At 49.4% G+C, this 14,488-nt stretch carries 14 protein-coding genes; 7 read left to right on the plus strand and 7 right to left on the minus strand.

Annotated elements, in window-relative coordinates; translation table 11 throughout:
• Positions 1 to 18 precede the first annotated feature (18 nt).
• The gene (locus tag CLC93_RS06430) at positions 19 to 786 is read right to left on the minus strand and encodes a GntR family transcriptional regulator (RefSeq protein WP_169902858.1); all 768 of its coding nucleotides are present in this window, start codon (positions 784 to 786) and stop codon (positions 19 to 21) included.
• Positions 787 to 1,023: 237 nt separating this feature from the next.
• On the opposite strand from CLC93_RS06430, the gene CLC93_RS06435 reads away from it, so the two are divergent.
• The 4 genes from CLC93_RS06435 (at position 1,024) to CLC93_RS06450 (ending at position 4,191) form a co-directional block, all read left to right on the plus strand.
• Complete coding sequence (locus CLC93_RS06435) at positions 1,024 to 1,689, plus strand: hypothetical protein (RefSeq protein ID WP_095505148.1); 666 nt, start codon at positions 1,024 to 1,026, stop codon at positions 1,687 to 1,689.
• A 9-nt stretch (positions 1,690 to 1,698) separates the two neighbouring features.
• On the plus strand, positions 1,699 to 2,331 hold the full coding sequence (locus CLC93_RS06440) for a glutathione S-transferase family protein (protein WP_095505149.1): 633 nt from the start codon (positions 1,699 to 1,701) through the stop codon (positions 2,329 to 2,331).
• 231 nt (positions 2,332 to 2,562) lie between these two features.
• Positions 2,563 to 2,919, plus strand: coding sequence for a hypothetical protein (locus CLC93_RS06445; RefSeq protein ID WP_095505150.1), 357 nt, complete (start codon positions 2,563 to 2,565; stop codon positions 2,917 to 2,919).
• Between the two features lie 63 nt (positions 2,920 to 2,982).
• Complete coding sequence (locus CLC93_RS06450; RefSeq protein ID WP_095505151.1) at positions 2,983 to 4,191, plus strand: carbohydrate porin; 1,209 nt, start codon at positions 2,983 to 2,985, stop codon at positions 4,189 to 4,191.
• Between the two features lie 65 nt (positions 4,192 to 4,256).
• On the opposite strand, the gene CLC93_RS06455 is transcribed toward CLC93_RS06450, so the two are convergent.
• Entirely contained in the window at positions 4,257 to 5,129 is an 873-nt protein-coding gene (locus CLC93_RS06455) for a LysR family transcriptional regulator (protein WP_095505152.1), read from the minus strand.
• Between the two features lie 206 nt (positions 5,130 to 5,335).
• Between CLC93_RS06455 and CLC93_RS06460 the strand changes: the two genes are divergently transcribed.
• Positions 5,336 to 6,523: a hypothetical protein gene (locus CLC93_RS06460; protein ID WP_095505153.1), complete on the plus strand. Its 1,188-nt coding sequence runs from the start codon at positions 5,336 to 5,338 to the stop codon at positions 6,521 to 6,523.
• Positions 6,524 to 6,755: 232 nt separating this feature from the next.
• Complete coding sequence (locus CLC93_RS06465; RefSeq protein WP_095505154.1) at positions 6,756 to 7,673, plus strand: DUF1989 domain-containing protein; 918 nt, start codon at positions 6,756 to 6,758, stop codon at positions 7,671 to 7,673.
• Between the two features lie 84 nt (positions 7,674 to 7,757).
• Here CLC93_RS06465 and CLC93_RS06470 read toward each other — a convergent pair whose 3' ends face one another.
• From CLC93_RS06470 to CLC93_RS06490, 5 genes are all read right to left on the minus strand, one after another.
• Positions 7,758 to 8,633 (minus strand): LysR family transcriptional regulator, encoded by an 876-nt coding sequence (locus CLC93_RS06470; protein ID WP_095505155.1) that lies wholly within the window; start codon positions 8,631 to 8,633, stop codon positions 7,758 to 7,760.
• A 151-nt stretch (positions 8,634 to 8,784) separates the two neighbouring features.
• Positions 8,785 to 9,279 (minus strand): flavin reductase family protein, encoded by a 495-nt coding sequence (locus CLC93_RS06475; RefSeq protein ID WP_095505156.1) that lies wholly within the window; start codon positions 9,277 to 9,279, stop codon positions 8,785 to 8,787.
• Positions 9,280 to 9,288: 9 nt separating this feature from the next.
• Entirely contained in the window at positions 9,289 to 10,269 is a 981-nt protein-coding gene (locus tag CLC93_RS06480; RefSeq protein WP_095505157.1) for a cupredoxin domain-containing protein, read from the minus strand.
• 137 nt (positions 10,270 to 10,406) lie between these two features.
• A complete protein-coding gene (locus tag CLC93_RS17835) occupies positions 10,407 to 12,035 on the minus strand; it encodes an FAD-dependent oxidoreductase (protein ID WP_095505158.1) in 1,629 nt (542 codons plus the stop codon).
• A gap of 91 nt (positions 12,036 to 12,126) precedes the next feature.
• Positions 12,127 to 12,948 carry a hypothetical protein gene (locus tag CLC93_RS06490; protein ID WP_095505159.1) on the minus strand — a complete coding sequence of 274 codons (822 nt, stop codon included), beginning with the start codon at positions 12,946 to 12,948 and terminating at the stop codon, positions 12,127 to 12,129.
• A gap of 239 nt (positions 12,949 to 13,187) precedes the next feature.
• Between CLC93_RS06490 and CLC93_RS06495 the strand changes: the two genes are divergently transcribed.
• A complete protein-coding gene (locus CLC93_RS06495) occupies positions 13,188 to 14,408 on the plus strand; it encodes an aromatic ring-hydroxylating dioxygenase subunit alpha (RefSeq protein ID WP_095505160.1) in 1,221 nt (406 codons plus the stop codon).
• The last annotated feature ends 80 nt before the right edge of the window (positions 14,409 to 14,488 follow it).

A 14,488-nucleotide genomic window follows, 5' to 3' on the forward strand; every position in this document is an offset into this window, starting at 1 on the left:
GGTTTCCTTTTTGCTATATCATCGCATGGAAAATTCCATTTCGAATTGATACTTGTCAGGGCGGTACAGTGCGTACAAATGGTCAATCAGTACACCGCTTTCGTCGTACATAGAACGATCCAATACCAGTAAAGGTTTACCGGCAGGGATATTTAATTGTAGACCTGTGTCCACGTTTGACAGAGTGGCAGTCAGTGTCTGCTCGACTTTGTCCAAATTGATACCCATGCGACGAAACAGTTTCAAACGAGTGTGCTTGAGAATGTTCTCCTCGTTGTAATCGTCGCCAATTTCTCGAGTCCAACTGACGTAATAGCCAAAAGGTTCGCCGTCGGACTCGCGAACGCGCACCGACCAGTATAGTGATTCGCCTTCTTTGAGGTCAAAGCGCTTTTGAATGTCTAACGGCGGTACTTTTTTGGCAAACATCAGTGACTTAACCTGAGTTTCCTGCCCCATAATCTGCAGACTCTCGAGCATGCCACTCAACGGCGCTTGCACTTTTTCTTTGCGGTGCTGATAGGTGACGTGGGAGCCAATGCCGCGTTGGCGGCGAATGTAGCCCTCTTCAGATAACTCATCCATGGCGCGTTTGGCGGTAATTCGAGACACGCCAAAGGCCTCGGAAATTTGGTGTTCGGTCGGCATTTTCTCGCCGTGCTCGATGTCGCCTAGCTGAATTTTTTCTTTTAAAAACAGATACACCTGATGATACAGAGGCGTGGGAATGTCGTGATTTAGCGCGCTTTTCAGGCGGGGATCTGTCATGACGTCAGTTATATTCATAGCGACCTTTTTGTTATTTGTATCGTACTTAGCGCAGTCAAAATGAAGCCAGATAAATGCGCGACTGCTTCTGAGATAAGGCATCTGACCATTAGATCGGATGGTAACATAGTCTCTTGTCATATCAATAGGACAAATTGACTAGTGTCAATGCGGTTTGGGAAAGCCCCCCTCTAGACTAGCTGTAACTATGTAAAGTGCCGCAAAGAGCACTTCTACCAAGACTTGTGAGGGTGCATGAACGAATATCTGTTGCTAAAACTGCTGCACTTAATCCTGTTCGTTTACTGGTTGGGCGGGGATTTGGGAACCTTTTATGCTTCGCGTTATGTGGTGAAAACCGACCTAACGCCAGCACAGCGTCATACCGCGTTGAACATTATGATGGGCGTCGACCAAGGTCCGAGAATCTGTATGGCATTGATATTAGGGCCAGGGGTTCATATGGCGGCCATGACGGGCTTAATTCAGGTATCCGGACTGCAATTAACCGCGCTTTGGTTGGTGTGCCTGTTGTGGGTGTCAATGGTGCTGGTGATTCACTTCGGTCACGGTAAAGCCTTTATCAAGCCACTGACGCAATTTGACTTCGGTTTTCGTTTAGCGGTCATCGCTCTGTGCATTTATATTGGCGCAACCTCGCTTGCGGGTGCTGGCAAGATTCAAGTGGACTGGCTGGCCTGGAAACTACTGATTTTCGCCGCCATGGTGGCTTGTGGTCTGGGTATTCGTCTGCAACTAAAACCTTTCATTCAAGGGTTTGGACAAATGATGCAACAGGGTGCTAGCGAGCAGTCTGACAAACTCATGCTAACTGGCTTACAACGCGTACGCCCATTCGTTTATTTGATTTGGGTGGGATTGATTGTCAACGCCGCCTTTGGCCTGCATTTGATTCAATAAGGGTAGATTATGCAACTATTGAGTAGCGACCTGTCGCCATACTCCACACGTGTACGAATTCTGGTCCGTAAATACGGTCTGCCCATTGAGATCGTCGCACCGGATTTGCCGCTGCGCACACCGGAATTTTTGGCGAAATATCCACTGGGAAAAATTCCCGTTTTAGTTTTGGACAATGGTCAGCAAATTCCAGAGTCATGGGCCATTATGAGCTTTTTAGAGCAAACCTATTCGCTGGTTGAGCGCTCACCATTGGAGCAGGCTCGCATCAATACTTGGGTGCGCTACGCTGATCTGCACTTGGCGCCTGCGGTGTTTGGTTTATTTGCAGGGTTGCTGCGCGGTGAAGCTACCAATACCGAAGCGGAAATCGCTGCAATCAAAGCGCAATTGGCCAAGGGAAATGCACTGTTAGCGCAAGATCCCGAGTTAACCGATCGACCGGTGGATATCGCAGACATTGCCGTGGCACCAGTTATGTTCTTCGTGCTTGCCACGCCAAAAGCGATGGGATTAGACCTTCAGCTGCAGGATTATCCGTTACTGCATCAGTGGTGGCAAAAAGCTCAGGCCGATGCAGATATTGCTCAAGGCCTACAAGAAGTTGAGAACGCATTCGCCAAGTTTACCGCACCTAAATAAGCTAAAGCGTGTTCCACGGAGAAGGCCAGTCAATGACTGGCCTTTTTGATCTGAGTCTTAAACCACCTTTAAAGGTGGCGACTGTTGTGTAAGTTTATCTGACAGTTAATTGGCTTTTTGTTTAAGCCTTATCCCGTATAGTGAGCTTCAAATCCATTAAGCGACAAAACAGTCTTACGGCTTTTCGAGTCTGTGCTGTTTTTTTCCTAATCTGAAACTGAGGTATCTCTTATGTCTGACCAACAAATGACCTTAAAGCAGGCGCTCGGTACGCCTCCGAAAATGATTGCTGCTGGAGTGTGGTTTTTCCTCACTTTTGCGATGACCCCTTTGTTAGTGGCGGTAGCCGCTCGAGTCGCAGTCGTTACCGGAGGAAGTGACGCAGGCATTTGGAATACAATTGTTTCCGGTGCGGTATTTCAAGACGCCACATTGATGGCAATGCTCGCAGCAACTCTGGTTGGTGAGATCCTGTTTTTTGGCTTGCCTTTTTACTTGGGTAAAGACGTGGTGAAGCTGTTAAAGCAAAAGACCGACGGTCTGTTTAAGAAAAAATCCAAAGACGCTGAAAAAACCGCTGACGCCTAATCTCCTCTTGTAAGCGCTAGAGCCTTCTCTAGCGCTTTTACTGCTTTTAAAGAACGCTTTGTTATGAAACGACTATCACACGCCTGTATGGCGACTTTGTTGTGCCTGGGAGTTAGCTCAGCACAAGCTAACGACAATCCGATAAGCAACCGCCAAGCCTTACTCGATGGGCCTGGCACTGCGAAACAGAAACTGAGAGATTCCGGTGTCGACTTGGACCTGCGCTACACCAACTTCCAACAAAACCTGTCAGGCGCTACTGATGGCAACGGCTCGCAAAATGGCGGACGTGGCGATTTAGTGATGAACTTCGACGGCGAAAAGCTGGGGCTATGGAAAGGCTTCTCGGTGAACCTGCGCCATACCATGGTTCACGGTCAGGCTAACTTTAATCGCGGCTTTGGCCAAAACGGTGTGTTGCTGCCATACAACACGGCTATGGTGTTTCCACGAGAAAACGAAACCTCGCTAAACGTCACTCAAAAGTTTAATGATACGGTTAGCATTAGTGCCGGTAAGTTCGACATGTTCGCCTTGAGCGAAGCGGCTCCTTTGCAAGGTGGCAGCGGCATGGATACCTTTACCAACCTAGGCATTGCCGCAGCAATCAATGGCCTGGTATCGCCGTACACCACAGGCGTAATGCTTAATGTAAACACCAGCAAAGCCCTAATGAGCTTTATGGTTTACGACCCGCGCAACACACAAGGTGACAATGGTCGTCCTATCTCGCACACCTTTGAAGACGGCACCAGTGCAATGGCCAATATTACTTTGCCTATCAGTATTGCCGGGCGCATGGGTTATCACACCTTTAACGCCACCGCGAGCGATCAAAAGCACCCGAATTTACGCACCGGCGAGCCGGTAAACCGACGCTGGTTTGGCGGTTATAGCTTCCAGCAGTTCCTGCAGCACGACGCTGATGACCCATCCAAAGGTTGGGGCCTGTTCGGCCGTATCGGTGTCACCGATCGAAACCCGAACTTTATCGCTCGACACTTCATGCTGGGTATTGGTGGTAACAACTTGATGCAAGGTCGCAAAGACGACATGTGGGGTGTGGCGTACGCCGCTTACGACCTCAGCCACGAGATTGTTGACCCGACTTGGCCAACCGCTATTCGCAATGAACAAATGGCCGAAGCCTATTACAACTTTGCGGTATTTCCGTGGTTGAGGGTTAGCCCCAATGTTCAGCTAGTGCGACCGTTAGACCGCTCCCGCAACGACGAAGTGGTTTTGGGCATTCGCACTCAACTGCGTTTTTAATGCAGAAGTGCTCTAACTAGAAACCAAATTCAACAGTTTTTGGCCGCGGAGCTTCCGCGGCCTTTTTATTTAAGGTACTCGTCGATTAAAAAGCGTTTCGCGGGTCCTGCTTCAGAGCCGGCCAACTGCACTAGGTCGATGGGAATGCTAAGTCCAGCATTGAGTAAGTTACTTTTAAATTCGATTAAGGTTCCTAGCTGAATTCGCTCTTGCGCCAATTCCATGGGAATGCAGGCCCAGCCGAGGCCTTGCTCAACTAACTTCACTAAATCTTCCATGCTGCTGGTTTCCCAAATCTCAGGTGAATACAAAAGAGCGTTGGACAGGAGCGGGTTCATGCTCAGGCTCAGGCAAGCAATTTGACGTTGGGTGAACAGGGTTTGCGCGTCTACTAGTCCTATATCGGCTAAATTTGAATCCGGCGAACAAACTAACACCAGTTCCACAAACCCAATGCCTTTGGCGTCAAACACAACGTCGACTTGCCCTTGTTGAGCCATGATCACCAAGTCGAACTGCTCGTCAGCTAATCCTGCTTGAAGAGAAATCGGATCACCGCGTTCAAGCCGCACTCTGGTATCGGGGAAGCGTCGAGACAATACCTCAGTTTGGTTTTCAAAGAAGCTCGATGGCACCAATTCACCCACGCCAATTCTGATGATTGGCTCTATCTCACTCGGTTGTTCCACTAGGCTAGATTCAATCCGGTTGACCTCGCTAAACAGAATCTTAGAACGGGCGTACAGACGCTCACCTTCTTGGGTCAGTGTTGGTTTTCGTGTGCTGCGGTCAAACAGTTGAACGCCCAAATAGTCTTCCAAATTAATGACCCCGGTGCTGACCGTACTAACGCCTTTGTTGAGTTTGCGTGCCGCTGCTGAAAAACTGCCGGACTCAACCGCGACTTTAAACATGTTCATTTGTTCTAGAGAGAGCATGGTGATCCCAATAACTTTCAATATTCATGTAGTTTTATGGCCAATATAGCCAATAAACGCAAGATTGATCAGTATTTCAGCCTGAACTTACAATATTTTGGGAATTAACTTATTTAGAATTTACGTCAGCTTTCGCTAAATTACGCCTCGAGTTAACGCCGAGTCTCCTGAACTTGGCCGACATTTAACAGATAGAGGTATCGAGTATGTCAGCAACCAATAACCCTAGCTGCGTAGATTTGATGAAAAATCCTGCAGCCAAGCCGCAAGACAAAACTGAGCAATGGAGTGTGTTTAACCAACACTGGGAAGACCAAGTTCGTGGAAAAGGCATTAAGGTTCACGAAGAGCACTGTTCAGCCAAGCTGCGCGCTTGTATGGTTGGCGACCCCTTCTCGGTGGACATTCCAATTCTGACTCCAGAGATGAAAGGTCTGATTCGTGATAACGCCAGCGAAGAGTTGTACAACAACTGGAAAGAAAATGGCGGCCGCGCCATGCGCGATGCAGATCCTGAGCGTTTTGAGAAAATCTGCGAAGAGATCGCTCACCGTGATGAGCAGTATGAAAAAGCTGGCATCACCATCATCAAAAACAAGTTGGGTTGGTACCCAGAAGAGGCCATCAACTACAACGGTGCCTGGAATGGCCCTAGCTTGATGTCTATCTACGCGGCGTCTAAATTCCGCGGTGCCAATAACGGTATCATCGTTGCTGAATCTTGTGGCCCAGTGAAAGGCTGTGAAGCCTCTTCGCGCGCTGCGACTATCGCGCTTATCGAAGAAGATCCAGAAGCGGCATTGATTTCTTTCTTGTCCCACGAGCCAAACCCAACCATTTCTGGCCCTGGTTTCGGCGGTCTGGATTTGGCTGACTGGCGTCTAATGCCTAACAAAACCATTCTTTGGGGCTATGGTGTGGGCGATAAGAGCCAAATCGCCGCGGCGAAAGCCACTGGTGAGCACACAGCGGCGGGTTGGCCGCGCGGTCGTGACATCTTTATGCGTCTGCTGTCGCAACTGGGTTACAAGCAAGAGACCTGGTGGTTTGACTCTAACTTGGGTTACCACGAAGACTGCGTAATGATGAACATGGTTGAAGGTGTTATCGGTCTGCCTGACGACGGCAAGAACGGCGCCTGGAGCGATTTGCCTGACTTCATGAAGGACTACGAGATCCTGCCGCTTCCTGTTGAAGATGTACGTCGTGGTGCCAGTAACTCAACCGCTATTGGCGATGGTCGTATCTTTATGGATAGCACTTGTACTAAGACCATGAAGATGCTGGAGAGCAAAGGCTACGAGCCAATTCCAGTAAACTACCAGACTTGTTGGTCGACCTTCAACTCGGGTATCGATTGTTCAGATTCAAACATCTGGCGTGAAGACGACTAGTCTAGACTCATACCCGTCTCGATTAGGGAAGCTAAGCCCGCTCATTATGAGTGGGCTTTTTTATGGATTAGCCAAATAGATATGTAAGTAATTCTTAAGGTTCACTGACTTTGACTGCAAGTTTATTCCGGTACTATACACGCATCAACGGCAAACAAGGACACTCAAACGAGTGAGTTGCCAATCTCAGTCAAGGATGCGTTTTTAACTTGTAAATCGAAAAGGTGAAACCATGTCTGAAGTTATCAGCACTGAATACAACGAAGATTGCGATCCAGCCAAAACTTATGAGCGTATGGCCGGCGCGGATGTTGAGTTTTACAACAAGGTTCGTGCAACCAAGTCTGAAGGCACTCGTACTCAAGTATACGATGACTTGCTAGAAGCTCACACTGGTAACTCTTTCTTCGTTAAGGCTGGCCAGGTTATTCGCTTTGAACAGCGTCCTAGCTTGCACAACGGTCGTACTCAAATCATCGACGTACAAATGGTAACCCCTGACCTGAAGCAATGGGCTGACCACTTGAACAACTCAGGCCTAGAAGGTTTGAACTTGCGCCAAGACTCAGGTGTATGGTCGCAAAGCGGTTACCTAGAGAAGATGGCGACTTTGGTTGAAGACGAGTTCCCACAAGACAAGCTAGACGAAGGTTTCACTCACATTTTCTTCGCAGCTCACTGTAACGCTGACTGGCTACAAATGCTGTACGGTGAAGAAGGTAACGTGAACTCTTGCCACGAGAACTTCATCCACGCTTTCCTACGTGTACCAGCGATTGCTGCAATTGAAGACGAAGAAGAGCGCAAGCGCGTTGCTATGTTCCACGCGGACCGCAACGACATCAACATCTTCCAGCCGAACAAGTTTACTCAGGCGGAAGACAACATCACTCGCTGTGTACTAGCCCCAGCTCCACCGGTAGAAGACGGTGTTGGTGTTGAGTTCTACGCTGAGAAAGACATGTACGTTGTGGTTTCTAACTGCCCATACGCAGACCAGGCGCTACCTTTCCCAGAAGCTAAGCCTAACCCAGTTTACGTTTCTGTATACGACACTGGTGTTGAGCCTTGCCACCCTGGTATGAACAACCAAGGTTGGGAAGACAAGGTTTGGGAGCGTATCCACACTAAAGATGTGTCTCCTAAGTAAGCTTTAGCAAGCTGCTAAATTGAAGAGCCCCGCACACCGCGGGGCTTTTTGCGTTTCGCTACAGCCTTTTCTTGCAGCAAAGCGTTAGCCGGAGTGCTGCAATCGCATATAGTCAATGACCCCTTGATGCACCATGCCATCGGATTGTCCTGCGCGCCAAATAAGCGCGGCTGGAATTGAGCGTTTTAGCGTGTGGTGGACGGGTAACTCCACCAACAGACCCGAATCTAGGTAGCTTTGTAGCAAGTCTTTCACGGCCATGGTCCAGGTAAAGCCATACTGGGTAATTTCAGCGGCTGATCGCACTGTGTCGCAACGCCACACAAAAGGTGAAACCGCCACGTCTTGTTGATGCGATGGGCGCTCAAGTACGGCTTGTCGGTGCTTCTCTAGGTCGTGCAACGTGACTTTGTCGAGCTCACTTAACGGATGCTCGGGCGCTGCTACATAAATCAGATCTGCTGCGGGCAAGGTGAGGGTGTTTAGGTTACTAAAGATGCCTTGTTCCACCAGAATAAAGCCGATATCCGCCTCTTCATTTAATACCGTCTTAATAATCTCGGCGGAGGACTGCTGTTTAATTTGCAGTTCCAGTCCCGGAAAGCTTTGGTCTATGTACTCCAGTAACTTGTGCTCTTGTGGCACGTTGTAAGCCGGCTCAATAGCAATGGTGTACTTGGATTCCTGCTCTGGGTGGAACTCTTCGGCCAGAGTCTCAAAGTGCTGGCAACGAGATAAAATTAGCTTGGCTTCTTTGTAGAGTACCTCGCCTGCTGCTGTGAGCTTGGGGTTGCGAGTGCTGCGGTCAAACAGCTCCTGGTTAAGATCCAACTCCAAATTAGAGATGGTCATCGATATTGCTGAATGGGTTTTCTTGAGTTTACGTCCAGCGGCCGAGAAAGAGCCTTGTTCGGCGGCCAGCACAAAGGCCTGAAGTTGTAGCAGGTTAATGGTGAGCACGAGTTAAACCTTAAGTAAGCTGGTTTGTTCTGTCAGGTTAGCTGACACAAAGCTCAGGTTCAACGAATAAAAAAAGGAGCCAACATCGCAAGCGATGGGCTCCTTTATGCGTTAAAGACAAACCTGGGGGGGTGGCCTTTATCGCATTCTTTTACGCGGTAGCGGCCAGTTGACGATATTGTCCACCGTGGAAAATCAGTGGGTTTTCGTCCGTTGTATCAAAGGCGAGTACCTGCCCAACCATAATCACATGGTCACCACCTTCGTATTGGTGCACCAAGCGACATTGAAAGCGAGCGCAGTACTCCTCAAACAGTGGAACTCCGCCAATGCCTTCGCTGGTTGCAACCTGACCAAACTTGTCAGCACCTTGGCGGGCAAACAAGTTCGACTGTTCAGACTGGCTTTCACCCAAGACGTGCACTGCAAAATGCTCGTTCTCGGTGAATGCTTGTAGCGATAGCGCACGCCTATCAATGCTCCACAGCACCATAGGTGGATCCAAAGAGACAGAGTTAAAGCTACTGGCGGTCATGCCAATCAGCTCCCCGTCCGCGGCCTTGGTGGTAATAATGGTCACCCCAGTGGCAAATTTACCTAGGCTGTGGCGAAACTGCTGCGGGTCAAAGTCTTTGCTTTGGCTCATGGCGCCTCCTTACTTAACGTACTGGGCTTTTAATACTTGCTCGGTCTCAGTCCACTCCAACACACCAAAGGCGGTTAGGGCTTCTTTACCCGACTTGTAGATCTGCCAGATGCTACAGATGCTGTTTTCATCGTCGATAATCGCGTCGCGAGAGCGGATTTTGAAGGCTTCGCCGTGAAGGTGCTGAACGCTCCACAAGTAGCGACCGTATGAGCGGCCGTTGCCGTACATGCTGCCTTTGCCATCGCCGCTGTAGCTGTGGCTGTTGTTCACGCGAGTGCGGCTATAGCTGTATTCTTTCTCGATTGCACCGGTGACTTTGACTTGCACATCAGCAGTGGTAAGCGAGGTTGGCTGGTAGTCCATGACGACCTCGGCATCACCCACGTACTCCTGATTCACATCGTAAACCTGGAATGTGCCTTTCCATTGACCTTGTTCTTTCACTGGTAGAACGAAAGGTTGGCTGGCGCGCTGGCGTTCCCCGTCTAGGAAATCGCTGATCATTGCTTGAGTGTCTGGATTGGTGTCGTGATCTTGGGTCACCTTGTAGATGCCGTTGAACACGGATACCAGAGTTTCACCTTCGTAAAGCAGCGATGAGTAAACCTGAATGCCTCGCTCTGGCAAAACCAAGTTGACGGTTTTAAGGTCGCAGTTCCAACCGGGCGAATAGTAGTTAGAGTCAACCAACATGCCAAACGGGCGACCGGCACCGACAAAGTCAGGACCGCAGTAAACACGGTCTTGGTCGCTGTCGATAACACCAAATTCAAAACGGCAATTTGGCAAGTCAAAGCGGTTGCGCAACTCACCAGAGTTCATAAAGTTGGTTTCCATCCAATAGGTGGTACGGTCACCTTCAAACACTGAAGCGCGGCTCACTTTGTTAAAGCCGGTGTGGTTACCGTCGGCGTCGAACACCGATGGCAAACCGTGCCATTCGCCAGTGATGGCCTGTTGGAAATTACTTGGCTTGTTCGTCGACATGGGCTGATTCGTCCTTTATCACTGTGTATGATTTAAATGTACTATCGTTATATCATTGTATCAACGACAGCTAGGCGTAACTGAAAGGAAACAGCGCGGCAATATGACTTTTGTCAAGCCAATTGCCGCGATTAGGGTTAAAGCAGGTTAGGGGAGCGCTTGCGAAGCTCGCCGCCGTGTTTTACCTGATCACCGGTCAGAGCAAAACCAAGGAGCTGGCCCTGCGCGTCAAGGTATTGCAGATTGACACCGCTGGCTTGATCTTCAATCACTTTCCACTCGCCCTGAGCGTTGTTCGCCGGAGGGTTCACCAAGATTGGGTGCAGGGTGGTCTTGATTTGCACTGGCATGGCGCCGTAACTGACTTGGCTGGGCTGCCCAGTTAGGATTTGGCTCAGTGCTTTCACCTGGTCGGTTAACGGAGCGATGTAGCACAACACCAAACCTGACACTTGAGCACAGTCACCAATGGCGTATATATGCTCTTTCGAGGTTTGCAGCTGAGTATCCACGCAAATGCCGCGTTCGGTTTTAAGACCGGCCTCTTGAGCCAGTTGCAAGTTAGGGCGCACGCCAATGGCGGACAGTACCAAATCACAGCTAAGCGTCTCGCCGTTGGCCAAACTCACTTCTAGACCGCCTTCAACTTGGTCGACACTCTCGGCGACGGTACCAAAGTGGAAGTTAACGCCCGCCGCCTCTAATGCTTGTTGTACTCGAGCCGAAGCGGCTTGTGGCAGCAAGGTAGCAATGGGCGCGGCCAGCGGGTCGATTACGTCAACCGAGTAGCCTGATTGAATCAAATCATTGGCATACTCACAGCCAATTAAGCCACCACCAATAATCGCTATGCGTTTGGCATGCTTAGCCACTAGGCGGAAGCGAGCATAATCTTGCAGCGTATTAACCTGATACACTTGCGCCAAACCATCGCCTTGCAGCGGTGCGTTAATGCAATTTGCACCAACCGCAATCACTAGCTTGTGATAGGAACGACGACCACCACTAACTAACTCGATTGAGCGATTGTCAGCATCGATGCGCTTTATGGGCGAATGAATATGAATATCTATCTCCAACGATTCCGCCATCTCTTCAGCGCTTTTGAGCGCCAGCGCTTGTGCACTTTTGTTGTTGGCAAAACCAGTAGAAAGCGAAGGCTTGGAGTAATAGCTACCATCGTCAGCGGTATACATGCTGATAGGCTGAGTTGGGTTGAGTTTGCGCAGCGCCTTGGCTAGGTTGTAACCGGCCAAACCTGTACCCAGAATCACGATAGGGTCTTGTGATTTGTCGATTTGGGTTTGAACCGCGGCCACTGGAACCGATTGAGCCGGTGCTTCAGGGGTTGGAGCATCACCGGCGCTTTGACCAATGACTTCGAAATCTTCTTTACCTACGCCACAGTCTGGGCACAACCAATCATCGTCGATGTCGGCGAATCGCGTGCCAAGGGCAAGACCGTGCTCAGGATCGCCCTTGCTCTCGTCGTAAACCCAATTACATACCTGACATTCCCAAATCAGATAAGGGTTATCATTGCTGGTTTGCGGCTGAGTCGTTGGGGCTGGGGCGGCTTCGTCGGCACTTGCGCTGACGGCTAGCATGTCAAAATCTTCTTTGCCGACGCCGCACTCTGGGCAGAGCCAGTCATCGGGTACATCTTGCCAGCGAGTTTGAGGGGGGATGCCGTGTTCTGGATCGCCTTTGGCTTCATCATAAACCCAAGCGCAGACCTGACACTCCCAAGTTAACCATTGCGACATTCCTTGCACTCCTACAACAGGGCGCCCGAAGGCGCCAATGGATTGTTAACACTTTGTATCTCACCCAATACACGAGTGAAATGCAAGGGGTTTATTTTCCAGTAGGACGAGGCAGGGTACGAGTACCGCCCCATAGGGTTTTCACCATGTCGGCGCAGGTTTCTTCACCGAACAAGCGGTCACCCAAGTTGTTAGCCGGATCGCGCTCACAGATGTTCATGCGAATTTTCTCGTCACGAGCCATCATCGCCGGGCGAACTTCTTCAGGCGTCGGCTCAGCATTGTCTACCCACTTCAACCAACGGTCTAGGCGAGCGTGGGCAATTTTGCGGATTTTGGCGATGACTTCTTCGTCGTGATCGGCACAGTAACCCACGGCAGTAGGAGTCATGCTCACGCGAGTAAACAAGTCGCGACTAATAAAGGCGCGGAAGCGGTCGTCTTCTTGAAGGTCTAAAAACTCTTCGTTGACTTCGGTGTAGTACTTGTCGGCGTACTCCATGTTGGCCAACAAATCGACGCGCGGCAGGTAATCCATATACATGAACAAGTCAGGTACCGTACCCAGAGCAAAACCGAAGTTAGGTACATCGTATTGTGGACCCAAGCTAATAGTGATGTGCATGTTAGAGAAGGTCTCTTCTGGCGAACCAATATAGGAATGAATTAGCCAGTCAATTTCTGGGCCAGAGTATGCCTTTAGGCTGCCTTCACCTGCTTCTTTGGACAAGTTGCGGTAGTCTTCGAATTTTTTGGTGTACGGGTCTTGGGTTAATTCGAAGCGAGCGTGAATCTTTTCCATCATCTCGCTGACGATGCCCCACAAGGCATTGAATGTATTACGGTTATCCACATTTGGGTTGGCTTCTACCATATCTATGATAGGGGTCAACACGGCTTCAGCTTTGCTCATAACAATGTCCTTTATGTTAGTCGATGTAAATGAATGTTTGCAGCATTTGTTATAATGTTATAATAATAGGGTGTAATCAGATTGCAACAGCAAAATTTAGCATTGACAAAAAAACCTTATAAAAAGTAGGCTTAATTTGTTGTTGCACACTATTTGACTAACTGTAAAACTTTTGATCGATAGAAACTAAAGGCTCGTAAGGGACTTGATAAAAGAGATAATTTGGGAGAATTCAAGCCATGTTAATTAACCTGTGGTACGTCGCTGAATGGTCCGACAAAGTTAAGGATAAGCCCGTCAAAGCTAAGCTTCTGGGCCAGAACCTAGTGCTTTTTCGAGATCTAGAAGGAAAAGTAAAAGCGCTTGCGGATGTGTGTTTGCACCGCGGTGGGTCGCTGTCTGGCGGCTGGGTCAACAAAAAGCGTGACTGCGTTGTTTGTCCGTACCACGGTTGGGAATACAACGGCAAAGGTAAGTGTGAAAAGATCCCATCAGAAGGAGAGGACTTTGAAGTGCCACCTCGCTTCAAGGTCGATTCGTACCCAGTAGAAGAACGCTACGGCATGATTTGGGTGTTCATGGGTGATTTGGACGAAAAAGAACGCTACGAAATCCCGCCGCTACCTGAGTTTGAAGATCCTGAGTTCCGCGGTCTGCCTGCGGAGTTCACCTGGAAAGCCGAAGCCTCTCGCGTTGTTGAGAACGGTATCGACATTGCTCACGCCTCTTTTGTTCACCCAGTATTTGGCTACCCAAGCACTGCCGGTGATAACTTTATTGATGTGGTTGAAAAGCACGATGACTGGGCGACTTCAACCAATGTTATGTTCCCACCTGCCCTGAAAGGTGGCTTCTTGGGTTGGCGTAACTGGATCCGTAAGGACAAGCAAGAAACTCGCGTACACCCAACTTGGTACCTAAATGGTATGACGGTTCGCATTCAAATTGATTTGCGTCCAGGTTGGAAGATTGTGATGTTTGACGCCAACACCCCAGTGGACGAGCACACCACTCGAACCTTTGCTTACCAGTTCCGCAGCTTCATGAAGTCGCCGCTGTTCGACAAAGGCTCAATCAAGCGTCTTAACACCATTTTGAAAGAAGATGCCGACATTGTAGAAGCATCTAACCCATACTACTTGCCAGAAACTCTGGCCAACGAAGTATCGGTTAAGTCGGACAAGTTCATGAGTACTTTCCGTATGGCACGTCGTAAGCACATCGAAGAGAAAGGTTGGCAAATCGACCTAGAAGCTCGTGACAAATTCCAAGGCCGCAAGGTACTGACCGTCCAATCCCCAGTGCGCAAAGCCGCTGAAATGGAAGGCCAAGGTTGGGTATTTGAGAAGATGCCGACCGTAGCACCAATCAAAGAGCCGGCCGAGATGAAGGCCTTTGAAAAAGAGGTGGAAGGCTTGACCACCGAATCGGCCAACAGCGATAAGGCGATTGTTGATTAATCTCGACTCAATGGATTAAAGGAGACCTTTGGGTCTCCTTTTTTATTGCCGTTACAATAGAGACCTAACTTTTATATGGA

Source organism: Paraferrimonas sedimenticola (genome assembly GCF_002282855.1).
GTDB lineage: Bacteria > Pseudomonadota > Gammaproteobacteria > Enterobacterales > Shewanellaceae > Paraferrimonas > Paraferrimonas sedimenticola.